This is a genomic window from Bacteroides acidifaciens, from assembly GCF_903181435.1.
Lineage (GTDB): Bacteria > Bacteroidota > Bacteroidia > Bacteroidales > Bacteroidaceae > Bacteroides.
Genome location: NZ_CAEUHO010000001.1, coordinates 1,091,079 through 1,116,466, shown reverse-complemented (window position 1 = coordinate 1,116,466; position 25,388 = coordinate 1,091,079). Strand labels below are relative to the sequence as shown.

Annotated in this window: 24 protein-coding genes; 16 read left to right on the top strand and 8 right to left on the bottom strand. The window is 43.1% G+C overall.

Translation table 11 applies throughout. The features are described 5' to 3' along the window. Positions 1-106: 106 nt before the first annotated feature. The 5 genes from CLIN57ABFB40_RS04525 to CLIN57ABFB40_RS04505 all read right to left on the bottom strand — a co-directional run bounded on the left by CLIN57ABFB40_RS04525 (position 107) and on the right by CLIN57ABFB40_RS04505 (position 6,628). A complete protein-coding gene (locus CLIN57ABFB40_RS04525; protein ID WP_175629068.1) occupies positions 107-2,428 on the bottom strand; it encodes a TonB-dependent receptor in 2,322 nt (773 codons plus the stop codon). 85 nt (positions 2,429-2,513) lie between these two features. Continuing rightward, a complete protein-coding gene (locus tag CLIN57ABFB40_RS04520; RefSeq protein ID WP_175629067.1) occupies positions 2,514-2,894 on the bottom strand; it encodes a hypothetical protein in 381 nt (126 codons plus the stop codon). 46 nt (positions 2,895-2,940) lie between these two features. After that, entirely contained in the window at positions 2,941-4,539 is a 1,599-nt protein-coding gene (locus CLIN57ABFB40_RS04515; RefSeq protein WP_175629066.1) for an aspartate:alanine exchanger family transporter, read from the bottom strand. A 315-nt stretch (positions 4,540-4,854) separates the two neighbouring features. Beyond that, entirely contained in the window at positions 4,855-5,523 is a 669-nt protein-coding gene (locus CLIN57ABFB40_RS04510) for a bifunctional 4-hydroxy-2-oxoglutarate aldolase/2-dehydro-3-deoxy-phosphogluconate aldolase (protein ID WP_024988008.1), read from the bottom strand. Positions 5,524-5,602: 79 nt separating this feature from the next. Further along, positions 5,603-6,628 (bottom strand): sugar kinase, encoded by a 1,026-nt coding sequence (locus tag CLIN57ABFB40_RS04505; protein ID WP_024988009.1) that lies wholly within the window; start codon positions 6,626-6,628, stop codon positions 5,603-5,605. Positions 6,629-6,880: 252 nt separating this feature from the next. Between CLIN57ABFB40_RS04505 and CLIN57ABFB40_RS04500 the strand changes: the two genes are divergently transcribed. The 6 genes from CLIN57ABFB40_RS04500 (at position 6,881) to CLIN57ABFB40_RS04475 (ending at position 12,481) form a co-directional block, all read left to right on the top strand. Beyond that, positions 6,881-7,945 carry a LacI family DNA-binding transcriptional regulator gene (locus tag CLIN57ABFB40_RS04500; RefSeq protein WP_175629065.1) on the top strand — a complete coding sequence of 355 codons (1,065 nt, stop codon included), beginning with the start codon at positions 6,881-6,883 and terminating at the stop codon, positions 7,943-7,945. A gap of 30 nt (positions 7,946-7,975) precedes the next feature. Beyond that, complete coding sequence (locus CLIN57ABFB40_RS04495; protein WP_175629064.1) at positions 7,976-9,466, top strand: UxaA family hydrolase; 1,491 nt, start codon at positions 7,976-7,978, stop codon at positions 9,464-9,466. A 250-nt stretch (positions 9,467-9,716) separates the two neighbouring features. Then, on the top strand, positions 9,717-10,316 hold the full coding sequence (locus CLIN57ABFB40_RS04490) for a hypothetical protein (RefSeq protein WP_175629063.1): 600 nt from the start codon (positions 9,717-9,719) through the stop codon (positions 10,314-10,316). Beyond that, the gene (locus CLIN57ABFB40_RS04485; protein ID WP_175629062.1) at positions 10,317-10,613 is read left to right on the top strand and encodes a winged helix-turn-helix domain-containing protein; all 297 of its coding nucleotides are present in this window, start codon (positions 10,317-10,319) and stop codon (positions 10,611-10,613) included. A gap of 26 nt (positions 10,614-10,639) precedes the next feature. After that, a complete protein-coding gene (gene creD, locus CLIN57ABFB40_RS04480) occupies positions 10,640-11,992 on the top strand; it encodes a cell envelope integrity protein CreD (protein ID WP_175629061.1) in 1,353 nt (450 codons plus the stop codon). Between the two features lie 21 nt (positions 11,993-12,013). Further along, positions 12,014-12,481 (top strand): macro domain-containing protein, encoded by a 468-nt coding sequence (locus tag CLIN57ABFB40_RS04475; protein ID WP_175629060.1) that lies wholly within the window; start codon positions 12,014-12,016, stop codon positions 12,479-12,481. A 312-nt stretch (positions 12,482-12,793) separates the two neighbouring features. Here CLIN57ABFB40_RS04475 and CLIN57ABFB40_RS04470 read toward each other — a convergent pair whose 3' ends face one another. Together CLIN57ABFB40_RS04470 and CLIN57ABFB40_RS04465 are read right to left on the bottom strand one after the other, a co-directional pair. Next, a complete protein-coding gene (locus CLIN57ABFB40_RS04470; RefSeq protein WP_175629059.1) occupies positions 12,794-13,237 on the bottom strand; it encodes a GNAT family N-acetyltransferase in 444 nt (147 codons plus the stop codon). Positions 13,238-13,322: 85 nt separating this feature from the next. After that, positions 13,323-13,673 carry a winged helix-turn-helix transcriptional regulator gene (locus CLIN57ABFB40_RS04465; RefSeq protein ID WP_167965871.1) on the bottom strand — a complete coding sequence of 117 codons (351 nt, stop codon included), beginning with the start codon at positions 13,671-13,673 and terminating at the stop codon, positions 13,323-13,325. A 166-nt stretch (positions 13,674-13,839) separates the two neighbouring features. Here CLIN57ABFB40_RS04465 and CLIN57ABFB40_RS04460 point away from each other — a divergent pair, with 166 nt between their 5' ends. From CLIN57ABFB40_RS04460 to fucP, 9 genes are all read left to right on the top strand, one after another. Then, the gene (locus tag CLIN57ABFB40_RS04460) at positions 13,840-14,367 is read left to right on the top strand and encodes a DJ-1/PfpI family protein (protein ID WP_175629058.1); all 528 of its coding nucleotides are present in this window, start codon (positions 13,840-13,842) and stop codon (positions 14,365-14,367) included. Positions 14,368-14,688: 321 nt separating this feature from the next. Beyond that, positions 14,689-15,990, top strand: coding sequence for a Na+/H+ antiporter NhaC family protein (locus tag CLIN57ABFB40_RS04455; RefSeq protein WP_175629057.1), 1,302 nt, complete (start codon positions 14,689-14,691; stop codon positions 15,988-15,990). A 107-nt stretch (positions 15,991-16,097) separates the two neighbouring features. After that, a complete protein-coding gene (locus CLIN57ABFB40_RS04450) occupies positions 16,098-16,649 on the top strand; it encodes a 30S ribosomal protein S16 (protein ID WP_175629056.1) in 552 nt (183 codons plus the stop codon). Positions 16,650-16,826: 177 nt separating this feature from the next. Then, complete coding sequence (locus CLIN57ABFB40_RS04445; protein ID WP_175629055.1) at positions 16,827-17,822, top strand: GntR family transcriptional regulator; 996 nt, start codon at positions 16,827-16,829, stop codon at positions 17,820-17,822. A gap of 69 nt (positions 17,823-17,891) precedes the next feature. Continuing rightward, on the top strand, positions 17,892-19,667 hold the full coding sequence (fucI, locus tag CLIN57ABFB40_RS04440; RefSeq protein WP_175629054.1) for an L-fucose isomerase: 1,776 nt from the start codon (positions 17,892-17,894) through the stop codon (positions 19,665-19,667). 159 nt (positions 19,668-19,826) lie between these two features. Next, positions 19,827-20,465: a class II aldolase/adducin family protein gene (locus CLIN57ABFB40_RS04435; protein ID WP_175629053.1), complete on the top strand. Its 639-nt coding sequence runs from the start codon at positions 19,827-19,829 to the stop codon at positions 20,463-20,465. A 19-nt stretch (positions 20,466-20,484) separates the two neighbouring features. Further along, positions 20,485-21,915: a rhamnulokinase gene (locus CLIN57ABFB40_RS04430; RefSeq protein ID WP_175629052.1), complete on the top strand. Its 1,431-nt coding sequence runs from the start codon at positions 20,485-20,487 to the stop codon at positions 21,913-21,915. 6 nt (positions 21,916-21,921) lie between these two features. After that, positions 21,922-22,314, top strand: coding sequence for an L-rhamnose mutarotase (locus CLIN57ABFB40_RS04425; protein WP_024988635.1), 393 nt, complete (start codon positions 21,922-21,924; stop codon positions 22,312-22,314). Positions 22,315-22,333: 19 nt separating this feature from the next. Further along, positions 22,334-23,650, top strand: coding sequence for an L-fucose:H+ symporter permease (gene fucP, locus CLIN57ABFB40_RS04420; RefSeq protein WP_175629051.1), 1,317 nt, complete (start codon positions 22,334-22,336; stop codon positions 23,648-23,650). A gap of 571 nt (positions 23,651-24,221) precedes the next feature. Here fucP and CLIN57ABFB40_RS04415 read toward each other — a convergent pair. Further along, positions 24,222-24,869, bottom strand: a complete 648-nt coding sequence (locus tag CLIN57ABFB40_RS04415; RefSeq protein ID WP_175629050.1) for a flavodoxin family protein — start codon at positions 24,867-24,869, stop codon at positions 24,222-24,224. Positions 24,870-24,961: 92 nt separating this feature from the next. Here CLIN57ABFB40_RS04415 and CLIN57ABFB40_RS04410 point away from each other — a divergent pair, with 92 nt between their 5' ends. Further along, complete coding sequence (locus tag CLIN57ABFB40_RS04410) at positions 24,962-25,315, top strand: winged helix-turn-helix transcriptional regulator (RefSeq protein WP_175629049.1); 354 nt, start codon at positions 24,962-24,964, stop codon at positions 25,313-25,315. Positions 25,316-25,388 lie beyond the last annotated feature (73 nt).

The window sequence follows — 25,388 nt, the reverse complement described above, 5'->3', positions numbered from 1 at the left end:
GATACTTTATACTTGCATCTATTATCTCCAGTTCTTTAAGACTTCATTATATTTAAAAAGTGGTGACAGGTTGTATACAACCCATCACCACTATAGGTTACAATCGTCAATAACTAATCTTCACTCCGGCAAAGAAACTTCGTGGCAACGAAGGACCGTAAATATAGCCCGAATCACGGTCGGGTCCCTTATCGAAGTCATTCTGATAAGCATTGAAGATATTCTGTATTCCGGCGTTTACCTGCAAGTTCACCGACTTATAGAGTTTGAAATCATAGGCAGCTTTCAGACCGATATCGAAAAAGTCTTTCGTATTCACCGTTATCGGATTTTCAAGGAATCCCGGAACAGGTTCGTGAGGAACAAGCATCGAACCAGTATAGGTACCGGAAAGAGCGATAGATAATGGTTTTATCGGGGTATAAGTTGCCGTAAAATAGCCGTAAGTATTCGGCGTACGCATCATTTTCTTCACAGCCGGAGCATCTTCGTTCCACGTATGCGGTTCGCTGTAATGGCTCTGTTGTAAAGTAACTCCTGCCTGAATCTGAAATGTATTCAAGTAAGCCATTTTTCCTTCCAGTGTCAACCCCATTACCCGTGCACCCGGTGCATTATGGCGGGTACGTGTCAAAATCCCATCGACTACTTCCCCATCGGTAAGAGCAAAGACATCAGATAATTTGGTATAGAATCCTTCGATGAGGAAGTTCACCTGAAACGCGCCAAAACGATGGTAAATATCTGCCGATGCACTCAGGCTTTGCGACCTTTCTTCTTTCAAATCATCGGCAAGTTTAACCATCGCCACATTACCACCTACATTCTCAACATGCAAATCTTCGTCGAAAGCCTGTGGGGCACGGAAGCCGGAAGAGTAGCTCAGACGAAGGTTGATATTCTCTGTCGGGTTATAACGCAAGTTGGCACGCGGGCTGAAAATCAGATGGTCTATCAGGTTGTGTTTATCAAAACGACTGCCAATCAGGAATCCCCAGTGTTCATTCTTCCATTCATTCTGCAGAAAAACGCTTCCTATATTTACTTTTTGGTCTACTGTACGGTTATATCCCCACATATTATCTTCCAGTTTGTCCTGGTTGAATTCTATTCCGGCAGTAAAGTCGGAAGGCATGAAGATACATTTGCCGAAGCTATAGACATACTGTGAGCCTGCCATCCAGTTCAGGTCGGTAGTGTTTCCGTAAGCATTCGGGTCTTGTCCGCCGCCATAATAGCTGTCACGGTTGATATGCTGTGCGGATGCGAATACGTTGAAACGGTGTTTCTCGTCGGGTGAGAAATAATCGAATTTCACGCCACCACCATTGATAGAGTGCTCCGTCTGTTCGGCTACATTCGCTTCGTGGGGCGGACGATTCAGCAAATCCCCTCCCCTGCGGAATTCTTCCATGTGGTGATATTCGAACGTCAGTTTGGAATACATACTTGTTTTCAGATAGGAACGGAAGCCTACTGTTTGCCCATGTATCTTAGGGATTTCGGAGTATCCGTCTCCGTCGTGGTCATATGCGGAACGGTGGCGGTTCTGTCCGAAGATATACAAACCGGCACGTTGGTCGTCTGTCACCAATGACGCATTCAGAGCGGTACTATTGTCAAAAGCATCTCCGTCACCGATTCCCGTTATCGTATGAGACAACATACCTGAGTTACGAATTGGCTCTTTAGTAATGATATTGATGGTACCTGCAATAGCAGACGAGCCGAACAATGCCGAGCCGCCGCCACGCATCACTTCCACGCGCTCTATCATGCTGGCGGGAATCTGCTCGATGCCATATACACCGGAAAGGGCACTGAAGATGGGACGCGAATCCAGTAGGATTTGTGTATAAGGACCATCCAGCCCATTGATACGTACTTGCTGGAAGCCGCAGTTCTGACAGTTGGATTCTACACGCACCCCGGGTTGGAAGTTCAGTCCCTGTGCCAAAGTCGTGGAGTTGGTATTCTCAAAGATTTTCAAATCTACCACATTGACCAGTGTCGGAGCCAGGCGACGAGTGGTTTCATTACGATTGGCAGATACTACAACGCCATCCAAGGCAACTGCGTCTTCTTCTATCTCAAAGTCTTCTTCCAAGGTGCGTCCTTTTTTTAACGTCACGTTACGCCTTACGGTTTTATAGCCGACAGAACTCACTTCGAGCACAAAATTTCCTTCGGGAAGATTCTTCAAGAAGTAATGTCCGGTGGCATCCGTTACGGTTCCGATGGTAGTACCTTTCAATGCCACTGTGATATACGGCAGATGCTCTTTCGTATTTTTATCAAGGATATGACCGATAATATTGGCATCCGACTTACGCAATTCGGGATGATTGGGATGTTCATGGGCTTGTCCTCCAAAGGCAGGCAACAACGCACAGCACAAGAAGACAAGCGAAAAGATGTATTTCTTCATTTTTCGTTTGTAATTCGTTCTTAATTAAGTATTCACGTGAAAAAGCAGATAATACTCCACTCCAAACAAGGCGGAATATCATCAATTAAACAACGGAAAAACGAATTACGGGCGGAGCACGGAGTGCAATCACTCCATAATAAGGAGCATGAATATATGCATGTTGCGGACGACAATGCAACAAGCACAATAAAAAAGGTATAAAAAGAGAAAGAGCAAATACAACAGCCGTACCGTCCGTCGTCAGATGAGACAGGAAATAAATATGTATCAGCTCGACTGTTGAATGTTGGTGTGCCGCCCCTTTCTTAAACGGGTGCGAATGGACGATTGTCACGCCATTGACCACATGTACGTGGCCAAAGAATGTAAGACTTACCAAATACGAAACAAAGAGTATCGGCAAGAAATAGCGTGTTATATTCAAGAGCAATCGTTTCACCTCATTTTTGCTTTGGGACGGCAAAGATACAAACTATTTTTTTAGCAATCAATTTTCAGCCAGAATACTGTTAATACACAGCTGACGCTATCACTTGTATAAACAAAATCAGGAATACCATAGCAATCGGGTAAACGGTTGCATATGCCACACTGGGGATATTACTGTCCACCATCGAATCAGCGGCAGCCAGACCGGGCGTACTAGTCATACCACCGGTAATGGTTCCCAGTAAATCGAGCAGACTGATTTTAAATACTAGGCGTCCTACAATGGTTGCAACAAGCATCGGAACCAGCGTTATGGCAGCTCCTACCCCAAACATTAGTAATCCGCTTTCCTGGAAAGTGGCTACAAGGTTCTTTCCGGCGGAAGTTCCTACTTCGGCAAGAAAAAGAAGCAGACCTAATTGGCGCAGTAATTGATTGGCCGGTCCCGACATAGACCAGATGACAGGTCCCGTCTTACCGACAGCACTCAATATGAGAGCTACCATCAGGACTCCCCCGGTCAATCCCGGCGAAAATGACAGGCTTTCGGAGAAAGAGATATTTATTTTGCCGAACAACACTCCCAATACAATACCCATCGCAATCGGGAAGAAGTCAGTGTCGGAAAGTTTCTTCGCATTATTGCCCAATAGACGGGCTACGCCTTTAAGTCCTTCCTTCTCTCCCACAACCATCAATTTATCACCGAATTTCAATGCCAAATCTGGCGATGGAGACAAGTCGATACCGCTTCGACGGACACGGGTCACTGTACAACCGAAGTTTTTCTGTAAATTCAAGTCTCCCAGTTGCTTGTTTATCATATCCTTTTTGGTCAGCAACAAGGATTCTATTTCCTGTGTTTTATCCAAAGGAAGCTCGCCCTCTTCGCGTTCACCTACCAATACTGCGAGTTGGTTCAATGATTCTTCGCTACCTACTGCCTGGATATAATCTCCTTCATTCAGCACGGTAGAAGCGGTAGGAATAGATATTTCATCTTTGTGCTTCAGGCGGGAAATTACAGCTCCTGTCATACCGCGTGCATTAATCTGCATCAAGCTGCGGTTGAATACATTTCCATTAGTGATACGATAGACACAGGTAGTCAGTTCCGGAAACTGTCCACGGCGTTCTATCTCCAAGCGGCGAGCCTCTTTATCCAAGTCCACCCGCATGATTTTAGGCAACAGTTTGACAAACAAAATCACACCGATAACTCCAAACGGATATGCGATACCATAAGCGATGGAAGCCAAAGGTGAATGTGTGCTGTCAATAGCGACTGCTAGACCCGGCGTACTAGTCAGTGCTCCGGCAATCAGACCTACCACACTAGGGGTGTCAATGTCGAACGCATACTTCAGCCCTACTGCCGTGAGGCAGGCAGAACAGATGATAAGCATGGTAATGAGAATCAACGTCTTTCCCTTGCTGCGGAATGAATCGAAGAATCCGGGACCTGCTTGAATACCGATGGTAAAAATAAAAAGTACCAAACCGAAATTTCCCAGTTCTTTGGGAATGATGACGCCAAAGTGCCCGAAAAGAAGTGCGATAAAGATTACCGCAGACACATCGAGAGATAACCCCTTAATTTTAATTCTTCCCAGCATAAATCCCAACGCGACAATCAGGAAAAGGGAAAAATAAGAGGAATGCAATAAGTCAGTAAACATAAAAAATAAAGGTTAGTTAGTTTAAGGGCGCGAAGGTACGGATTTTATTTAATCCTCACAACATTCCATCTTACAAGTGGCTTCCTCATTTTCAAATTCCAACGTAGCATGGTGGATGACTTACAGCCATTAACATAAAAAAACAAGCCACCGAAATGAGTCACTCATTCCGATGGCTTATCCCCTTTAAACACCTTTAAACAAAATGAAAATATGCCTCATTTACTAACTAAACTAACTAACCCTTCGAGGCATATTTTAAAGAGGCTGTCGCATCAGCCCCCTTCTTATATAGATGGCTTTCGCCCTCTAGTCTTATTTACGAGCTTCAGCGATATAACCGAGAGCTTCTTCACATTTTGCAGTTACATAAGCCCAGTCTTCTGCTGCCACTTTATCTTTCGGGAACAATTTAGAACCCATACCTACGCAAAATACACCAGCTTTGATCCATCCGGTCAGGTTCTCTTTAGTAGGTTCTACCCCGCCTGTCACCATCAGCTTAGACCATGGCATCGGAGCCATCAAGCCTTTTACGAAGTTTGTTCCATAAACATCACCTGGGAATACTTTGCAAAGGTCGCAACCTACTTCCTGAGCGAAACCAACTTCTGATACAGAACCACATCCCGGAGTATAAGCTACCGAACGACGGTTACATACCTTAGCAATTTCAGGATTAAACAACGGACCTACTACGAAGTTAGCACCCAGTTGCAAGTACATAGCAGCAGTAGCCGGGTCAACGATAGAACCGATACCGATTGCCATTTCAGGACATTCCTTTGCTGCGAATTTCACGATTTCAGCAAATACTTCCTGCGCGAAATCACCACGGTTGGTAAATTCAAAAGCACGAACACCACCGTCATAACAAGCCTTTACTACTTTTTTTGCAACTTCTACATCTTTATGATAGAATACAGGAACCATTCCTGTAGAGCCGATTTTATTCAATACGGCTATTTTATCGAATTTTGCCATTTTATTATTTATTATTTTAAACGAATTGGTAAATGAGTTGGTTTTTCAAACTCTCAACTCTCTATTTTCAACTCTCAGCTTATCTCTGCACGCGACCGCTTGCGTCACCACCAGCCAATGCTTCAACTTCTTCTACAGAAACAAGGTTGAAGTCACCATTGATAGTGTGTTTCAAAGCAGATGCAGCCACAGCAAATTCAAGAGCTTCGCCCTGGTTAGGTTTAGTCATCAAACCGTGGATGATACCACCGGAGAATGAGTCACCGCCACCTACGCGGTCAATAATCGGGTCGATATCATAACGTTTTGAAGTATAGAATTCTTCGCCATTGTAAATCATGGCTTTCCAGCCGTTGTGAGTAGCAGAGAAAGATTCGCGCAATGTAGAAACCACATATTTGAATCCGAATTCTTTCATCATCTGCTGGAAAATACCTTTGTAGCCTTCAGCATCAGTGTGGCCAGCCTCAACGTCTGCATCCGGTTTGAAGCCCAGGCAAAGTTCTGCGTCTTCTTCATTACCGATACATACGTCAACAAACTGCATCAACGGTTTCATGATAGACTGTGCTTTTTCTTTTGTCCACAGTTTCTTACGGAAGTTCAAGTCAACAGAAACAGTTACACCGTGACGTTTTGCTGCTTCACAAGCCAAACGAGTCAGTTCGGCAGCCTTGTCAGAAATAGCCGGAGTGATACCAGACCAGTGGAACCAGTCAGCACCTTCCATGATAGCATCAAAGTCGAAGTCAGCAGCGTCAGCTTCAGCAATAGCAGAATGAGCGCGGTCATAGATAACCTTGCTAGGACGCATAGAAGCACCAGTTTCAAGATAGTAAATACCTACACGGTCGCCACCACGAGCAATAAAGTCTGTCTTTACACCATACTTACGCAATGCGTTAACAGCAGATTGTCCGATTTCGTGTTTCGGTAATTTAGTTACGAAATAGGCATCATGTCCGTAGTTGGCACAGCTCACTGCAACGTTTGCCTCTCCACCACCATATACCACATCAAAAGAGTCAGATTGAACAAAACGAGTATTACCCGGAGTTGATAATCTAAGCATGATTTCGCCTAATGTAACGACTTTCTTTCCCATAATTTTATGTTTTAAATTCTAAGTTATTAATATTATGAACTTTCAATTTATCATTTTACGCTCATTTCCAAAGTTAACACACTGACAATATGTTTATTAAGTCACAAAAAGGTTAACATCACATACCTTTCGTGTACGGGCACAAAGATACAACAATTTTCGTAATTACAAAAATTGTTATATATTTGTATCGAAAATATTAAGATTATTATTGTGTGCGAGCACATATACCTATATAAATAAGGTTATCGTATGAATAAATTGCCCGAAAGGATTAGAATCAAAGACATCGCCCGCCTGGCGGATGTATCGGTGGGAACAGTAGACCGTGTCATTCACGGACGTAGCGGAGTATCGGAAGCAAGCAAAAAACGCGTAGAAGAAATCTTGAAGCAGCTTGACTACCAACCTAACATGTACGCCAGCGCCTTGGCATCCAACAAAAAATATACATTTATATGTCTTTTGCCAGAGCATTTGGAAGGTGAATACTGGACAGCGGTAGAACTGGGCATCCATGAGGCTATCGCTACCTATTCGGACTTCAACACTTCGGTGAAAATCAGCTATTACGACCCATACGATTATCATTCATTTGTTGACGAAAGCGAAGCGATTCTGACTCTTCAGCCGGACGGGGTGATGGTGGCTCCCACCGCCCCCCAATATACAAAGGGGTTCACAGACCGGCTGCAAGCATTGGATATACCTTATATATATATAGACTCAAATATCAAGGACGTTCCTCCCCTCGCCTTCTTCGGCCAAAACCCACGTCAAAGCGGATACTTTGCCGCACGGATGATGATGCTACTGGCACGGGACGAAAAAGAAATCGTTATTTTCCGCAAAATACATGAAGGAATTGTAGGTTCTAACCAGCAGGAGAACAGAGAAATCGGTTTTAGGCAGTACATGGAAGAGCATCATCCGTCTTGTAATATACTGGAGCTCGACTTGCATGCTGAACGCAACGACGAAGACAACAAGATGCTGGATGAATTCTTCCGTGCCCACCCGACAGTGAAGAACGGAATCACCTTCAACTCCAAAGTCTACATCGTCGGCGAATACCTGCAAAGCCGCGGAAAGAAAGATTTCAATCTGATAGGCTATGACCTTCTGGAACGGAATGTCACCTGCTTGAAAGAAGGAAATGTCTCCTTCCTCATCGCCCAGCAACCGGAACTACAAGGCGCCAACGGTATAAAAGCTCTTTGCGACCACCTCATCTTCAAAAAAGACGTGACTTGCATCAACTATATGCCTATCGACTTGTTGACAGTAGAAACAATAGACTATTACCATAGCAAATAACAACGAAATACAACTTTACAAGTACATTACATGGAAACAAAGTATTTAAGAATTAATCCTGCCGACAACGTAGCCGTTGCCATTGTCAACCTCCCGGCAGGAGAGCATCTTTCTGTAGATGGCATTGAGATTACATTGAACGAAGACATTCCCGCCGGACACAAATTCGCATTGAAGAATTTTGCAGAAGGCGAGAATGTAATCAAGTACGGTTACCCTATCGGACATGCCCGAATAGCTAAACAGCAGGGCGACTGGATGAATGAAACAAATATCAAGACCAACCTCGCCGGATTACTGGAATATACCTACAACCCTATTCAGGTTTCTTTGGATATTGCCCGCAAAGACCTTACTTTCAAAGGGTATCGTCGCAAAAACGGTGACGTAGGCGTAAGAAACGAAATATGGATTATCCCGACCGTAGGTTGCGTGAACGGTATCATCGGCCAATTGGCTGAAGGATTGCGTCGCGAGACTGAAGGTAAAGGTGTGGATGCCATCGTCGCTTTCCCGCACAACTACGGCTGTTCACAACTTGGCGACGACCATGAAAATACGAAGAAGATTCTTCGCGACATGGTACTTCATCCCAATGCAGGCGCAGTATTGGTAGTAGGTTTGGGATGCGAAAATAACCAACCGGACGTATTCCGCGAATTTTTAGGCGAGTTTGATGAAGAGCGCGTGAAGTTCATGGTAACTCAGAAAGTGGGTGACGAATACGAGGAAGGAATGAAAATCCTGCGCGATTTGTATGCGAAAGCATCCAAAGACGAACGTACCGATGTTCCTTTGTCCGAACTCCGTGTAGGTTTGAAATGCGGTGGTTCCGACGGTTTCTCCGGTATTACGGCAAACCCGTTGCTGGGTATGTTCTCCGATTTCCTGATTGCACAAGGGGGTACAAGCGTACTGACCGAAGTACCGGAAATGTTCGGCGCAGAGACTATCTTGATGAACCGTTGCGAAAACAAAGATTTGTTCGAGCAGACTGTACATCTGATTAATGATTTCAAAGAATATTTCCTGTCACACGGAGAACCTGTCGGTGAAAACCCGTCTCCGGGAAACAAAGCCGGTGGTATCTCTACATTGGAAGAAAAAGCGTTGGGATGTACGCAGAAATGCGGAAAGAGTTATGTATCCGGCGTGATGCCTTACGGCGAACGTTTGCAGAAGAAGGGACTTAACCTACTTTCTGCTCCAGGCAACGACCTGGTGGCAGCCACCACCCTTGCGGCAAGCGGATGCCATATGGTACTTTTCACAACTGGACGTGGAACGCCATTCGGCACTTTTGTCCCGACAATGAAAATTTCCACTAACTCGACTTTGGCTAAGAACAAACCGGGATGGATTGACTTCAATGCAGGCGTCATCGTAGAAAACGAACCGATGGAGAAGACTTGCGAGCGCTTCATTAATTACGTTATCAAAGTGGCAAGCGGCGAGTTCGTTAATAACGAAAAGAAAGGTTATCGCGAAATTGCCATCTTCAAGACAGGAGTAACTTTGTAAATCGCCTCTTATTCCGTATTCTGATAAAAAGAATATATTGTTAGAATTATAATACGAGTTGCTATCCCTCATTCAATGACAAGTTGAACGGGATAGCAATTTTTTTTGATTTATGCCTATTCCAATGCAGCCGGATAGAGAGATATATCTATGCAACTTCTTTTTTAAACCTAATTTATTGAAATAATCAGATAAAATCTTGTTCATCTTAAATGTTTTATTTTACTTTGCACTACAAAGTACTTTTTATATGAATAAAGATAAAGCATTAGAATCGGTAAATGAGATAAAAGAATTGATGGAAAAGTCCTCAAAGTTTATCTCTGTTAGTGGGCTTGCCGCAATCCTGGCAGGCATTTACGCATTGGCTGGCGCATACATCGCGACACTGGTTATCACGCCGGAGACGCATTTAATCGTCACTTTGGAATTAATGGCTATAATAGCCTTGTCGGTACTGGCAGCCGCAGCCGTTACTGCCGGTATCCTGTCCTACTGTAAATCCAAAAAGACAGGACAGAAGTTTTTCAGCCGGCTCACCTATCGGGCATTATGGAATTTTTCGCTTCCGATGCTGGCAGGCGGTATTGTATGTATTTCTATCCTGATGCACGAGTATTATGATATTCTGGCATCCGTCATGCTTCTATTCTACGGACTGGCTTTGGTCAATGTATCCAAGTTTACCTATTCTAGCGTGGCATGGCTGGGATATGCTTTCATTTGCCTGGGCACTGTCGACTGTTTCTGGGCGGGTCATTCACTTCTGTTCTGGACGATAGGTTTCGGTGGTTTCCATATCCTCTATGGCATATTGTTCTATTTACATTACGAAAGAAAGAAATCATAAATGATAGAATCATTCCAATATATTAATAAAGCATTCGAAAGCAAGGTACGACTGGGTATCATGGCTGTTCTGATGGTTAATGAGGAAGCTGATTTCAATTTTCTGAAAGAGCAGCTCGCATTGACCGACGGTAACCTTGCCAGTCATACCCGTGCCCTGGAAGAACTGGGATATATCGCATGCAACAAAAGTTTTGTCGGACGAAAGCCGCGAACTGCCTTTCAAGCGACTTCGCAAGGCAGGGAAGCTTTCAAATCTCATATTGAAGCTCTGGAGCAATTTCTAAAATCAAAATAATTCATTCATCTAAACACTATCAGCTTATGGACGGTTTCAATGAAAATTCAAACGAGCAACAAGCACAGCAACCTATGGGATGCCTTCACCGTTTCTCCAAAACAATCAAAGTGGTCATCATCGGAGGATTAATCCTTCTTCTGATAATTCCTATATTCATGATTGAAAATCTTATTTCCGAACGGGGACGCACGCAGGAAGAAGCAATCAATGAGGTAAGCGAGAAATGGAGTCTCGCACAGACCGTCAACGGCCCTTATCTGAATATCCAATACCCGGTGGTTACAGAGGACAACGGAGAAAAGAAAGTGTCAATCAAAGACCTGATACTTTTTCCCGACGAGCTTTTGATTAACGGGCAACTAAAGACCGAAATCCTGAAAAGAAGTCTCTATGAAGTCAATGTGTATCAATCGGAACTGATTCTAAAAGGTTCTTTCAGCTCGGAAGAACTGATAAAGAGTAGAATAGACATGGAGCAACTGCAATTCGACAGAGCCGCTATCTGTTTAAATCTGACCGACATGCGTGGTATCAGCGAACAGATTAGTATCACCCTCGGAGATTCTGTCTATGTATTTGAGCCGGGAATGGATAACAGAGGGATTGATAATACGGGCGTACACGCCATTGCTGATTTATCAGAACTGAAGAACAACAAGAAACTGCCTTACGAAGTAAAAATCAAACTGAAAGGCTCGCAATCCATTAACTTCATCCCACTGGGTAAAACAACCCGCGTCGACTTGAAAGCCAATTGGAACACACCAAGCTTTACAGGAAGCTATTTACCCAATAACCGGGATATTACCGAAAAAGAATTTTCGGCACAATGGCAAGTCCTAAACTTGAACCGGAATTATTCACAAGTAATGATTGACTATACCAATTCTAATATTAAAAATATAGATAATTCCAGTTTCGGTGTTAACTTCAAGATTCCGGTAGAGCAGTATCAGCAATCCATGCGTTCCGCAAAGTATGCAATCCTGATTATCCTGTTGACATTCGGAGTTATCTTCTTCACTGAAATTATGAATAAAACCCGTATTCATGCTTTACAGTATTTGTTAGTGGGATTGGCACTCTGTCTATTTTATAGTTTGCTCCTCTCCTTCTCCGAACATATCGGCTTCAACCCTGCCTATCTGTTATCTGCCGCTCTGACTATTTTATTAGTAGGTGGATATATGTTCGGCATCACCAAGAGAAAGAAAACATCATTAATCATGTCCGGGTTATTGGGAGTGCTCTATCTTTATATATTTGTCCTTATCCAGTTAGAGACTTTTGCTCTGTTGGCGGGCAGCTTGGGATTATTTATTATCCTGGCAATGGTGATGTATTTCTCAAAGAAAATAGATTGGTTTAATGAATAATCAGCTTTTCAAAATAAAACTATGGATATAATGTATATAAAGGGAGATGCCACATCTCCTATTGCTCCAAATAATAAAGTTATCACTCACATCTGCAATGATATTGGCGGTTGGGGAAAAGGATTTGTATTAGCACTTTCCAAGAAATGGAAGGTTGCAGAAGAAGCCTATCGCCAATGGTACAGGTCACAAGAAGGTTTCTCTTTGGGAGCTATGCAGTTTGTAAAGGTAACAGATGATATATATGTTGCCAATATGATAGGACAGAAGGGTATTTATAAAAATAATAAAGGACTCCCTCCTATCCGTTATGAAGCAGTCCGACAATGTTTGAAAGAAATTGCCCTGTTTGCAACGCAACATGAAGTGAGTGTGCATATGCCGCGCATCGGTTGCGGACTGGCTGGTGGCAAGTGGGAACTTATCGAAGAAATCATTAAAGAAGAACTCATAGCCAAGGGAATTGCTGTAACCGTATATGATTTATAAATAAAATCAATGCTATCGCATGAACAACCCGCTTTTCTTCTGAAACACTTGACAAACGACTTTTTATATTGTATCTTTGAGGAAAGAAAAGTAATAAACAGCATGAATAATATAAGAAAAATAGATGCATAAATAACATTTTAACTGATATATTTTAGCATCAGTACAAATATGGTATAGGGCAATAGTCTAACGATTATTGCCCTATTTTGTTTACATTTTACTTAAAGCATTTAATCTATTCCCGAAAAATGCAGAAATAGTTTTTTGTATCAATATACGGATAGTTCAAAACTCTTTTTTATAATAGCATTAAATGGTCCTTTTCAAATATACCATATCTGTCAATAGCTTGCCTTCTTCATAAATCGGGTGATCGTAATTGTCGGTAAAGAAATTCTTTATACGATGGGAAATTGTGAAACCGCAATATTCGTAGAAAGATATGGCAGAAGGTACATCGCCCGTTCCAACCAACATTTCAGTACACTTGTCCTGATAGTACTCGAATAGAAATTCAATTAAACGTCTCCCATATCCCTGACGTTGAAAAAAAGGAACAGTAGCAATATTCTTGATTTCATAAATGCCTTCCCCTTCACAAGTTACCACACAAGCAGCTTTCACCCCATTGTCGTACAGAACGAACATATCGCCACGTTCCAAATACCGGTCTATCATATCCTCTTGTTCATCAGCCAAGAGTAACAGTTCGAGGAATTCTTTCTTATCTGAAATTACTTTTTTTATCTCCATATTATCTAGTTTGCCATAAAGATATAAAAAACTAAAATACCATAGTCTACTTTAACGAAACTTATCCTGATATTTGAAATAAATACTATACATGTATTTGCCGATGTTCTAAAATAGTATTCATATTTTCCAGCGCCCACCCTACCAATCCTTCAATATGAGGAATCAGAGTTCCGCCTGTTTCCGTCAAGTTATATTCCACACGAGGTGGTACTTCTGCATATACTTTCCGTTCCACCAATCCGTCGGATTCAAGCGTACGGAGAGTTACCGTCAACATTCTCTGAGAAACATCTTCTATCGTTTTATGAATATCACTGAAACGCATAGTTCCGTTTGCGTTCAAAGTAATAAGCACCAGCATCGACCACTTGTCTCCCAAGCGGCTGAGTACATCTCTTACGGGACAATTTCCTGTCGGGTGAAAGTTTTTCATCTTTTAACGTTTTATATACAATTGACTTACAGCAATAGTTACTTCCATGTAACTTCCTTATTCAGAGGTACGTTCTTGTTTTTCTCCACAAAGAAAGATACATTTGCATCACAAAAGTAATAAACTTACTAAAAATAACTATTGTTTCATCTTAATAATTATGATTATGGCAAAGAAAGTAGCAGTTTTAGCAGTAAATCCGGTAAACGGTTGTGGATTATTCCAATACCTGGAAGCGTTTTTCGAAAATGGCATTTCCTATAAAGTATTTGCCGTATCGGATACAAAAGAGATTAAAACAAATTCAGGAATCAGCCTGACAGCAGATGATGTGATTGCCAGTCTGAAAGGGAACGAAGATGAATTTGACGCACTCGTTTTCTCTTGTGGAGACGCTATACCTGTATTCCAGCAGAATGCGGACAAACCTTATAATATCGATTTGATGGAAGTCATCAAAACTTTCGGAGATAAGGGAAAAATAATGATTGGTCACTGCGCCGGAGCAATGATGTTCGACTTTACAGGTATAACGAAAGATAAAAAAGTAGCAGTTCACCCGTTAGCCAAACCAGCTATCCAAAACGGAACAGCCACCGATGAAAAATCAGAAATAGACGGCAACTTTTTTACCGCACAAGATGAAAATACCATTTGGACAATGCTGCCGCAAGTTGTCGAAGCATTAAAGTAAGGCAGAAGAAAGCAGAAATAATATAAAAAATACAGACATAAACAAGTGCTTTATTAATTCTGTCTATGGAGTAATGCATTCTTGTAAAAGGAATGACACTATCCTCGGTGTGCAACGGGTCATTTCTTTTAAAGGAACGGCCCGTTGGTTTTAAAGGAAAAATACTGGGAATATTCCACTAATATTCAACGACTTAAAAAGTCAAATTCAGAAAAAAAGGAAATGAAACGGAAAAAGAAAAGATGAAATTCCGAGCCTTTTATCGTACTTATGTGTTTCCTTACTATCTTTGCAACTTGAAAATAACTACAATATCAATATATGACTGAAGAAAAAATACATAAAGACCGTACCGGGGGCTGGTGGGCACTAAGTCCGTTGTTCGTGTTCTTATGCCTTTATCTCGTGACTTCTATCCTTGTCAACGACTTCTACAAAGTACCTATCACGGTTGCCTTCCTCATTTCTTCCTGCTACGCCATCGCCATTACCAAGGGATTGAAACTGAACCAACGCATCTATCAGTTCTCCGTGGGAGCTGCCAATAAGAATATTCTCCTGATGATATGGATATTCATCCTTGCCGGAGCCTTCGCACAGAGCGCCAAGCAGATGGGAGCCATCGACGCGACCGTCAACCTGACGCTGCATATTCTTCCCGATAACCTGTTGCTGGCAGGAATATTTATCGCCGCCTGCTTCATCTCCCTGTCCATCGGAACCAGCGTAGGCACTATTGTCGCCCTCACCCCCGTTGCTGTCGGACTGGCGGAAAAGACAGAAATAGCCCTTCCTTTTATGGTAGCTGTCGTGGTCGGCGGTTCTTTTTTCGGAGATAACCTGTCATTTATTTCAGATACAACCATCGCCTCAACGAAAACACAGGAATGTGTGATGCGTGACAAATTCCGGGTAAACTCCATGATAGTAGTTCCGGCAGCCGTCATCGTATTGGGTATTTATATCTTCCAAGGATTATCCATCACCGCACCCGTCCAGATAGAGACTATCGAATGGATAAAGGTTATACCATATATAATAGTATTAGGAACAGCCGTTGCCGGCATGAATGTAATGCTCGTATTAATTATAGGTATATTGACGACCGGTATCATCGGCATCGCTACCGGAAGCTTCGGAATCTTCGACTGGTTCGGAGCTATGGGAACCGGAATAACAGGAATGGGAGAACTTATCATCATTACCCTGTTGGCAGGCGGTATGCTGGAAACCATCCGCTATAACGGCGGCATTGACTTTATTATCCGGAAACTGACCCGCCACGTCAACGGCAAGCGGGGCGCAGAATTGAGCATCGCTGCCTTGGTAAGTATCGCCAACCTGTGTACCGCCAATAACACTATCGCCATCATCACCACAGGACCGATAGCCAGGGATATCGCCCAAAAGTTCCATCTCGACCGGAGAAAAACTGCCAGTATCCTCGACACGTTCTCCTGCTTGATACAAGGGATTATCCCATACGGAGCGCAGATGCTGATTGCAGCGGGACTTGCCAATATCTCCCCTATCAGTATCATCGGCAATCTCTATTATCCTTTTACGATGGGAGCCTGCGCATTGCTCGCCATTCTGTTCCGATATCCGAAACGATATTCGTAAAAAAGGAGCGAAATGTTTGTCAATCAAAAAGAAAAGCCGTATCTTTGCGCCCGCTATTACGAGATAATAGCATAATTCAAATCAATCATTAAAAACAATTATTTAAAATGGCAACTAGAATCAGATTGCAGAGACACGGACGTAAAAGTTACGCGTTCTATTCAATTGTAATTGCAGACAGCAGAGCACCACGTGATGGTAAATTTATTGAGAAGATTGGTACTTACAACCCTAACACCAATCCTGCTACAGTAGATTTGAATTTCGACGCTGCATTGGCATGGGTACTGAAAGGTGCACAACCAAGCGACACTGTACGTAACATCCTTTCCCGTGAAGGAGTTTACATGAAGAAACATCTTATGGGCGGTGTAGCAAAAGGCGCATTCGGAGAAGCAGAAGCAGATGCTAAATTCGAAGCTTGGAAAAACAACAAACAGTCAGGTCTGGCTGCTTTGAAGGCTAAACAAGACGAAGCTAAGAAAGCTGAAGCTAAAGCACGTCTGGAAGCAGAAAAGAAAATCAACGAAGTGAAAGCAAAAGCACTCGCTGAAAAGAAAGCTGCTGAAGCTGCTGAAAAAGCTGCTGCTGAAGCACCCGCAGAGGAAGCTGCAGCTCCGGCTGAAGAAGCTCCTGCAACAGAAGCTGCTGCTGAATAATTTTCGGCAGATTCCGAATAAGAAATCAGGAAAAAGCTATAAATCCTCTCCAGTTCGCTGGAGAGGATTTTTTCATTTTATGCTATAAAACATAATAAATAATTAGTTTCATTCAGAATAAAATGCCTTTCTTTGCGTCAGCATAGTTCAGCACAGTTATCTTTTATAAAAACTAATATGAAACGAACTGATAAGAAAGCAACATTCGGACAGCAGTCTAGTAAGGTCACGCAGTTGGCGGACAACCTTAGCCAGGCTATTTCCAGAAAAGAATTTCTTGAAGGAGATTCTTTGCCTTCTATTAATCAGTTAAGTGCACAATACGGGGTATCGCGCGATACGGTATTCAAGGCCTTCCTTGATTTACGCGAACGGGGACTGATTGACTCTACCCCCGGGAAAGGATACTATGTGACGAGTCAGGTAACAAATGTTTTACTGCTCCTCGACCAATATACCCCGTTTAAAGAAGCATTATACAACAGTTTCGTCAAGCATCTGCCTATTAATTATAAGGTAGACTTGTTGTTCCATCAATACAACGAACGACTATTCAATACCATCATCCGTGAATCCATAGGAAAGTACAATAAATATATAGTGATGAATTTCGATAATGAGAAATTCAGCACGGCATTAAATAAGATTAATCCTGCCAGACTGTTACTGCTTGACTTCGGTAAATTCGAAAAAGAGAAGTACTTTTATATCTGTCAGGACTTCGACGAATCATTCTATCAGGCATTACTTGCACTGAAAGAAAGGATGTGCAGGTACCGCCAAATTGTTTTCCTGTTCTCCAAAGGGCTGAAACACCCGCAAAGCAGCAAAGATTATTTTATCCGTTTTTGCGAAGAGCAAGGATTCTTGTATGAGATACAGGAAGATATTGAAAATCTGGTGGTACGAAAAGAAACAGCCTACATTGCCATCAAACAACAAGATGTGGTAAAGGCAGTGAAACAAGGAAGATTGGAAGGACTGAAATGCGGAAAAGATTTCGGTCTGCTGGCATACAATGATATTCCTTCTTATGAAGTCATTGATGAAGGAATCACCTCATTGAGTATCGACTGGGAAATGATGGGGAACGAAGCCGCAAACTTCGTCCTTAATGATACGCCTATACAGAAGTACCTGCCTACTGAAGTCAGGCTTCGAAAGTCACTCTAATTTTTTTTTGCCACAAAATCAGCACAGTTCAGCACAGATATTAATTAACTATATAATTAAAAAGAAACCATGAAAAAGTATCCGAAAATCGGGATTCGTCCCACCATCGACGGTCGCCAGGGTGGCGTTCGTGAAAGCCTCGAAGAAAAGACAATGAACTTGGCTAAAGCAGTAGCCGAATTAATCAGCAGCAACCTGAGAAACGGTGACGGAAGTCCTGTAGAATGTGTTATTGCCGACAGCACTATCGGTCGTGTGGCTGAAAGCGCGGCTTGTGCCGAAAAATTCGAAAGAGAAGGTGTGGGTTCTACTATCACTGTCACTTCCTGCTGGTGCTATGGCGCTGAAACGATGGACATGAACCCGTATTACCCGAAAGCCGTTTGGGGATTCAACGGAACAGAACGTCCGGGTGCTGTATATTTGGCAGCCGTATTGGCAGGACACGCACAAAAAGGTCTTCCTGCATTCGGCATCTACGGACATGACGTTCAGGATTTGGATGACAACACCATTCCTGAAGATGTAGCGGAAAAGATTCTTCGTTTTGCACGCGCCGCACAGGCAGTAGCTACCATGAGAGGCAAATCTTACTTGTCTATGGGTAGCGTATCTATGGGTATCGCCGGTTCAATCGTTAACCCTGATTTCTTCCAGGAATATCTGGGTATGCGTAACGAATCCATCGACCTTACAGAAATCATCCGACGTATGGACGAAGGCATCTACGACCACGAAGAATATGCGAAAGCAATGGCATGGACAGAGAAAAACTGCAAGGCAAACGAGGGAGATGACTTCAAGAACCGTCCTGAAAAGCGCAAAAGCCGTGAACAGAAAGATGCTGACTGGGAATTTATCGTGAAAATGACGATTATCATGCGCGATTTGATGACCGGCAACCCCAAACTGAAAGAGATGGGATTCAAAGAAGAAGCTTTGGGACACAATGCCATCGCAGCCGGTTTCCAGGGACAACGCCAATGGACAGACTTCTATCCGAACGGTGACTACCCCGAAGCTCTGCTCAATACTTCTTTCGACTGGAACGGTATCCGCGAAGCATTCGTTGTAGCTACTGAAAACGATGCTTGCAACGGTGTAGCTATGCTGTTCGGACACCTGCTGACCAACCGTGCGCAGATATTCTCCGATGTACGTACTTACTGGAGCCCTGAAGTCGTAAAACGTGTGACAGGCAAAGAATTGACAGGTCTGGCAGCCAATGGTATCATCCACCTTATCAACTCCGGTGCAACCACTCTTGATGGCTCCGGTCAATCATCTGACACAGAAGGCAATCCGGTAATGAAAGAACCATGGAACCTGACTGACGCAGACGTAGAAAACTGCCTGAAAGCAACTACCTGGTATCCGGCAGACCGTGACTATTTCCGTGGCGGTGGTTTCTCTTCCAACTTCCTGTCAAAAGGCGGTATGCCTGTCACTATGATGCGTCTGAATCTGATTAAAGGTCTCGGCCCTGTCCTGCAAATCGCAGAAGGATGGACCGTTGAAATCGACCCGGAAATCCACCAGAAACTGAACATGCGTACAGACCCGACATGGCCTACCACTTGGTTCGTTCCCCGCTTGTGTGACAAATCAGCTTTCAAAGATGTATATTCAGTAATGAATAACTGGGGAGCTAATCACGGAGCAATCAGCTACGGGCACATCGGTCAAGACTTAATCACTCTCGCTTCCATGCTCCGCATCCCGGTATGCATGCACAACGTAGAAGACAACGAAATCTTCCGTCCAGCTGCATGGAATGCTTTCGGCATGGATAAGGAAGGAGCGGATTACAGAGCTTGTACGACTTACGGTCCTATCTACAAATAATTTCAATTCAGACAAAAGAACATAAGGACAAAAGAGGAAACAACTTCGATAAACGGCTATAGATGATTCTATCAGCGCAAACCTTATGTTCTTTTGTTCTTATGCCTAAATAAAAATAATTTCGACTCACTTAATTCTAATTTTTTTATCTTTGCAATTATGATTACCAACGAACATATCGAACAGTTTATTGAACAAGCCCATCGTTACGGAGATGCAAAGCTAATGCTTTGCAGTAGCGGAAATCTTTCCTGGCGAATTGGTGAAGAAGCACTGATTTCCGGCACAGGTTCCTGGGTTCCTACCCTTTATAAAGAAAAAGTTTCCATCTGCAATATCGCCAGCGGAACACCGACTAACGGTGTAAAACCTTCAATGGAAAGCACTTTCCACTTGGGTATTCTCCGCGAACGTCCGGACGTCAATGTCGTTCTTCATTTCCAGTCGGAATACGCCACAGCTATCTCCTGCATGAAAAACAAGCCGGTTAATTTCAACGTAACGGCAGAAATCCCCTGCCACGTAGGTGCTGAGATTCCTGTAATCCCTTACTATCGCCCGGGTTCTCCCGAACTGGCAAAAGCAGTAGTAGAAGCCATGTTGAATCACAATTCCGTCTTATTGACCAACCACGGACAAGTGGTATGCGGAAAAGATTTCGACCAAGTCTATGAGCGTGCTACTTTCTTCGAAATGGCTTGCCGCATTATCGTCCAGTCTGGCGGTGATTATTCTGTATTGACACCAGCAGAAATTGAAGATTTGGAAATCTATGTATTAGGAAAGAAAACAAAATAGTATCCGTACATACCATACCATGAAAGATACCAATAAAAACATATATTTAGCAGCAGACTTTGGAGGAGGAAGCGGACGGGTTATCGCCGGCTTCCTTCTCCACGGGAAGCTGGAACTGGAAGAAGTCCACCGTTTCCCCAACCGCCAAGTCAAACTTGGAAATCATGTCTACTGGGACTTCCCCGCGCTTTTTGAGGACATGAAGTCCGGATTAAAACTAGCCGCACAAAAAGGATATAACGTTAAAGGAATCGGTATTGACACTTGGGGAGTAGACTTCGGACTGATTGACAAACACGGAAACCTGTTAGGAAATCCGGTCTGCTACCGGGACGCACGGACAGACGGAATGCCGGCTGAAGTATTCAAAGTTCTGGACGAGAAAAAGCATTACGCCGATACCGGAATACAAGTGATGGCCATCAACACGCTGTTCCAGTTATACAGCATGAAGTTGAATCAAGATTCCCAGCTGGAACTTGCCCGGCAACTCTTATTCATGCCCGACCTTTTCAGCTATTTCCTGACCGGAGTAGCCAATAATGAATATTGTATTGCTTCTACCTCCGAATTACTTGATGCCAGACAACGGAACTGGTCACAAGAAACAATCCGGACCTTGGGACTTCCCGAACATCTGTTCGGAGAAATTATCCAACCGGGAACTATCAGAGGAACCTTAAAAGAAGATATTGCACGGGAAACAGGATTGGGTACAGTAGATGTCATCGCAGTAGGTTCGCATGACACAGCCAGCGCTGTAGCAGCCGTTCCTGCCACGGAATATCCCATCGCTTTTCTAAGCTCTGGCACCTGGTCGCTATTGGGAGTGGAAGTAGACCAACCTATATTGACTGAGGAAGCGCGCCAAGCACAGTTCACCAATGAAGGCGGCGTAGGAGGACGCATCCGGTTCTTACAAAATATCACAGGATTATGGATTCTGCAACGTCTGATGAGCGAATGGAAAGCACGTGGTGAAGAACAAAGCTATGACATCATCATTCCACAAGCCACCGAAGCAAAGATTGACACTATCATTCCAGTAGACGATACAGCATTTATGAACCCGGAAAATATGGAAAACGCCCTGGTCAATTATTGCAGGGAACACGAACTTCAGATTCCCCAGAATAAAGCAGAAATCGTCAGATGTGTACTCCAATCATTAGCATTCAAATACCGGCAAGCGGTAGAACAACTGAACCGTTGTCTCCCCTCTCCGATTCGCCAACTCAATATTATTGGCGGAGGGTCACAGAATAAACTGCTCAATCAACTGACAGCCAACGAACTCGGCATTCCCGTATATGCCGGTCCCGTAGAAGCTACCGCGATAGGAAACATCCTGACGCAAGCTATGGCAAAAGGAGAAATTGCCGACCTTCATGAACTGAGAGAAATTGTAACCCATAGCGTTACACCACAAGTATATTACCCTAAAAAATAAAAGTATATGGAAACACCCCAAACTGGTTACCAAGTCCAATCTTACAAGATTCCCGTCAAACGCTACTGTCAAACACTCGACTTGCGCGACTCCCCGGAATTAATCGCCGAATATCGCAAAAGACACAGTGAAACGGAAGCATGGCCCGAAATCCTTGCCGGGATTCGGGAAGTAGGTATCCTCGAAATGGAAATCTATATTCTCGGCACGCGTCTGTTTATGATTGTCGAAACTCCTGTTGATTTCGACTGGGACACGGCAATGGCACGTCTGAACACTCTTCCCCGCCAACAGGAATGGGAGGAATACATGGCTATATTCCAGCAAGCCGCTCCCGGAATGAGTTCTGCGGAAAAATGGAAACCGATGGAAAGAATGTTCCACTTATATAATACTTAAAAAAATATCAAGAACGACCATGAAACACACTAAGCAGTCCATTATCTCAAAAGATGGCATCAGCTACCTCATCCCCTTTATTCTCATTACCTCTTGTTTTGCGTTATGGGGATTTGCAAACGATATTACCAATCCGATGGTGAAAGCATTTTCCAAAATCTTCCGGATGAGCGCCACTGACGGAGCGTTGGTACAGGTAGCCTTTTATGGCGGCTACTTTGCCATGGCTTTCCCTGCGGCCATGTTCATCCGCAAATACTCATACAAAGCCGGTGTCCTGCTGGGACTTGGAATGTATGCATTCGGAGCTTTCTTATTCTTTCCCGCTAAGATGACGGGAGAATATTATCCGTTTCTGATAGCCTACTTTATCCTTACCTGCGGACTTTCCTTTCTGGAAACAAGTTGTAATCCGTATATCCTTTCTATGGGAACGGAAGAGACTGCCACCCGCCGCCTGAACCTCGCACAGTCCTTCAATCCGATGGGGTCACTCCTCGGAATGTATGTAGCTATGCAGTTTATTCAAGCCAAACTACACCCGATGGGTACTGAAGACCGCGCCCTACTCAACGACAGCGAATTCCAAGCTATCAAGGAAAGCGACCTCGCTGTCCTGATTGCCCCTTATCTTATTATCGGACTGGTCATCGTAGCCATGTTGCTCCTAATCCGGTTTGTCAAAATGCCGAAGAATGGAGATCAGAATCACAAAATAGACTTCTTACCGACATTAAAACGTATTTTCAAAGAAACACGTTATCGCGAAGGAGTGATTGCCCAATTCTTCTATGTAGGCGCACAAATCATGTGCTGGACGTTCATTATCCAATACGGCACCCGCCTATTTATGTCACCGGAATTCGGAATGGATGAGAAGAGCGCTGAAGTCCTCTCGCAGCAATATAACATTATAGCAATGGTTATCTTCTGTATCAGCCGCTTTATCTGTACCTTCATCCTGCGCTATCTCAATGCCGGAAAGCTACTGATGCTCCTTGCCATTTGCGGTGGTATTTTCACGTTAGGCACCATCTTCCTTCAAAATATCTTCGGACTCTACTGCTTAGTTGCAGTTTCCGCTTGTATGTCACTAATGTTCCCCACCATTTACGGCATTGCGCTGAAAGGTATGGGAGACGACGCCAAATTCGGCGCAGCCGGCCTTATCATGGCTATTCTGGGTGGTTCAATTCTTCCTCCACTGCAAGCAAGCATCATCGATATGAAAGAAATCGGATGCCTGCCTGCCGTCAATGTTTCATTCATTTTACCTTTTATCTGCTTCCTTGTGATTAGCGGTTACGGTTACCGTACACTAAAAAGAAACTGGTAAAAAACAGACTTAAAAATAGTGACGCTATCCACTCGTGATACCGTCACTATCCTACTCATATAGTGACGCCATCCGCTGCGGATAGCGTCACTATTTTATTTTCCCTTTTTTAAGAGACGGTTCCTTCTCTAAGTTAATAACAGAAACTACTAACTCTTTCAATTCTCAAATAATTAACATCAGTTCGATATAAGTTCGCCCGCATGGCTTCCCGAAGGAGAAAACAGACTAAAACATCGTATAAAATAGCTAATAGAAAGCCGAAATTTATTAATTCATGCTATAGAATACATTAAATCGACCTGATGATTTTGGTAAAGCATACATAGATTCAAAATAATTTTATCGGAACACCATCAATATATTGGCAATATTTTACACTCCATTTAAACAATTTGGAATGGAAGATTTAATCAAATATTAACACTTGATAGTTTTTTTATCGCATAGAAAGAGCCGCTGGACTGAGGTCAAGACCCAAACGTACTTAAAAAGGGACAAAACAATATACTCCATAATCTTGTGGTTGTGCCGCAAAATTATGGAGCAAGTATGCGAAGCGGAAAGACGTCTATCCGATGTTCTCAGCCATTTTCTTGCCTAAAGTAAAGGCTGATTCTAATTCAATAGAGAACATATCATCCCGATATTTCCTCTTACTTTCCTCGTCAAATACCTCAACGACATACTTGGAATAGTCGGAGAACTGATATGTGTTGAACGCACAGATTCGGTTAGGTTGATTGAAAACGTGTCCGATGAAAGATTCTATGTTTGCAATGACAGCCTCGGGGAACATTTCTTTTGGAACATTCATGGTATATATGGTTGCCACATCACATCGTTTTGGTGCAATCGTTTTATAGCCGGCTTCATAAGTGGCAAACGGGAAGATAAGTCTTTCGAGAAAGGCTTTCATCTGTGCGGATACATCCATCAGGAAAATTGGAGAGCCGAGTACCAGAATATCCGCCTGAGCCGCCTTTTCAAGAACTGGCATTATTGAGTCTTTGACGGAACAATGACCGTAACTCTTTGTCCCTTTGAGTTTACACGCAAAGCAACTGCGGCAACCTTTGAAATCAAAGTCATAAAGATTGACGGTTTCAACAGTTGCGTCTTGCAACTGTGATTTAACACCCTCGGCAAAAGCACGACACATTTTTGCCGTGTTCCCGTCCTTGCGAGGGCTTCCGTTGATGATGATTATTGAATTCATATATTGTCGAATTTGCATGCAAAGTAAGTCCATTATTCTTATCTTTGCAAGTACGCACCAATAAGTTATATAGTAACTAAAAGGAGTAAATTATGGAAAAACAAAACAATACGGATAAAATATTTTTTCATGGAAGAGAATATTTTTGTACGCTTGACCTTGCTCTTGACAAAATAGGCGGCAAGTGGAAAATCATAATGATTTATATGTTGCAAAATGGAGCTTTACGTTCATCAGATTTGCAACGTAAGATGTCGGGGGTGTCAAATAAGATGTTTACTCAAACTGCAAGAGAATTGGAATATGATGGTATAGTAAAACGAGAGGTATATCCAGTTGTTCCTCCTCGCGTAGAATACTCACTCACACCAGTAGGGCAATCAATATTGCCTATCATAAGAGATATAGCTGAATGGGGTAAGCAGTTGTTGGATGATAAATTATAATCGGTTGGTCATGCTTTCGCGGAAAGGAGGCAGATGGTTGGTGATAGTGAATTTGACTATTCCATTTCAAATT

Coding starts and splice junctions, on each gene's coding strand:
- CLIN57ABFB40_RS04470 (WP_175629059.1), bottom strand. CDS start 13,237: ATGGAGATAAAAAAAGTAATTTCAGATAAGAAAGAATTCCTCGAACTG.
- CLIN57ABFB40_RS04505 (WP_024988009.1), bottom strand. CDS start 6,628: ATGGGAAAGAAAGTCGTTACATTAGGCGAAATCATGCTTAGATTATCA.
- CLIN57ABFB40_RS04455 (WP_175629057.1), top strand. CDS start 14,689: ATGACTGAAGAAAAAATACATAAAGACCGTACCGGGGGCTGGTGGGCA.
- CLIN57ABFB40_RS04510 (WP_024988008.1), bottom strand. CDS start 5,523: ATGGCAAAATTCGATAAAATAGCCGTATTGAATAAAATCGGCTCTACA.
- creD (WP_175629061.1), top strand. CDS start 10,640: ATGGACGGTTTCAATGAAAATTCAAACGAGCAACAAGCACAGCAACCT.
- CLIN57ABFB40_RS04490 (WP_175629063.1), top strand. CDS start 9,717: ATGAATAAAGATAAAGCATTAGAATCGGTAAATGAGATAAAAGAATTG.
- CLIN57ABFB40_RS04425 (WP_024988635.1), top strand. CDS start 21,922: ATGGAAACACCCCAAACTGGTTACCAAGTCCAATCTTACAAGATTCCC.
- CLIN57ABFB40_RS04500 (WP_175629065.1), top strand. CDS start 6,881: ATGAATAAATTGCCCGAAAGGATTAGAATCAAAGACATCGCCCGCCTG.
- CLIN57ABFB40_RS04445 (WP_175629055.1), top strand. CDS start 16,827: ATGAAACGAACTGATAAGAAAGCAACATTCGGACAGCAGTCTAGTAAG.
- CLIN57ABFB40_RS04430 (WP_175629052.1), top strand. CDS start 20,485: ATGAAAGATACCAATAAAAACATATATTTAGCAGCAGACTTTGGAGGA.
- CLIN57ABFB40_RS04415 (WP_175629050.1), bottom strand. CDS start 24,869: ATGAATTCAATAATCATCATCAACGGAAGCCCTCGCAAGGACGGGAAC.
- CLIN57ABFB40_RS04410 (WP_175629049.1), top strand. CDS start 24,962: ATGGAAAAACAAAACAATACGGATAAAATATTTTTTCATGGAAGAGAA.
- CLIN57ABFB40_RS04475 (WP_175629060.1), top strand. CDS start 12,014: ATGGATATAATGTATATAAAGGGAGATGCCACATCTCCTATTGCTCCA.
- CLIN57ABFB40_RS04485 (WP_175629062.1), top strand. CDS start 10,317: ATGATAGAATCATTCCAATATATTAATAAAGCATTCGAAAGCAAGGTA.
- CLIN57ABFB40_RS04435 (WP_175629053.1), top strand. CDS start 19,827: ATGATTACCAACGAACATATCGAACAGTTTATTGAACAAGCCCATCGT.
- CLIN57ABFB40_RS04460 (WP_175629058.1), top strand. CDS start 13,840: ATGGCAAAGAAAGTAGCAGTTTTAGCAGTAAATCCGGTAAACGGTTGT.
- fucI (WP_175629054.1), top strand. CDS start 17,892: ATGAAAAAGTATCCGAAAATCGGGATTCGTCCCACCATCGACGGTCGC.
- CLIN57ABFB40_RS04450 (WP_175629056.1), top strand. CDS start 16,098: ATGGCAACTAGAATCAGATTGCAGAGACACGGACGTAAAAGTTACGCG.
- CLIN57ABFB40_RS04495 (WP_175629064.1), top strand. CDS start 7,976: ATGGAAACAAAGTATTTAAGAATTAATCCTGCCGACAACGTAGCCGTT.
- CLIN57ABFB40_RS04465 (WP_167965871.1), bottom strand. CDS start 13,673: ATGAAAAACTTTCACCCGACAGGAAATTGTCCCGTAAGAGATGTACTC.
- fucP (WP_175629051.1), top strand. CDS start 22,334: ATGAAACACACTAAGCAGTCCATTATCTCAAAAGATGGCATCAGCTAC.
- CLIN57ABFB40_RS04515 (WP_175629066.1), bottom strand. CDS start 4,539: ATGTTTACTGACTTATTGCATTCCTCTTATTTTTCCCTTTTCCTGATT.
- CLIN57ABFB40_RS04525 (WP_175629068.1), bottom strand. CDS start 2,428: ATGAAGAAATACATCTTTTCGCTTGTCTTCTTGTGCTGTGCGTTGTTG.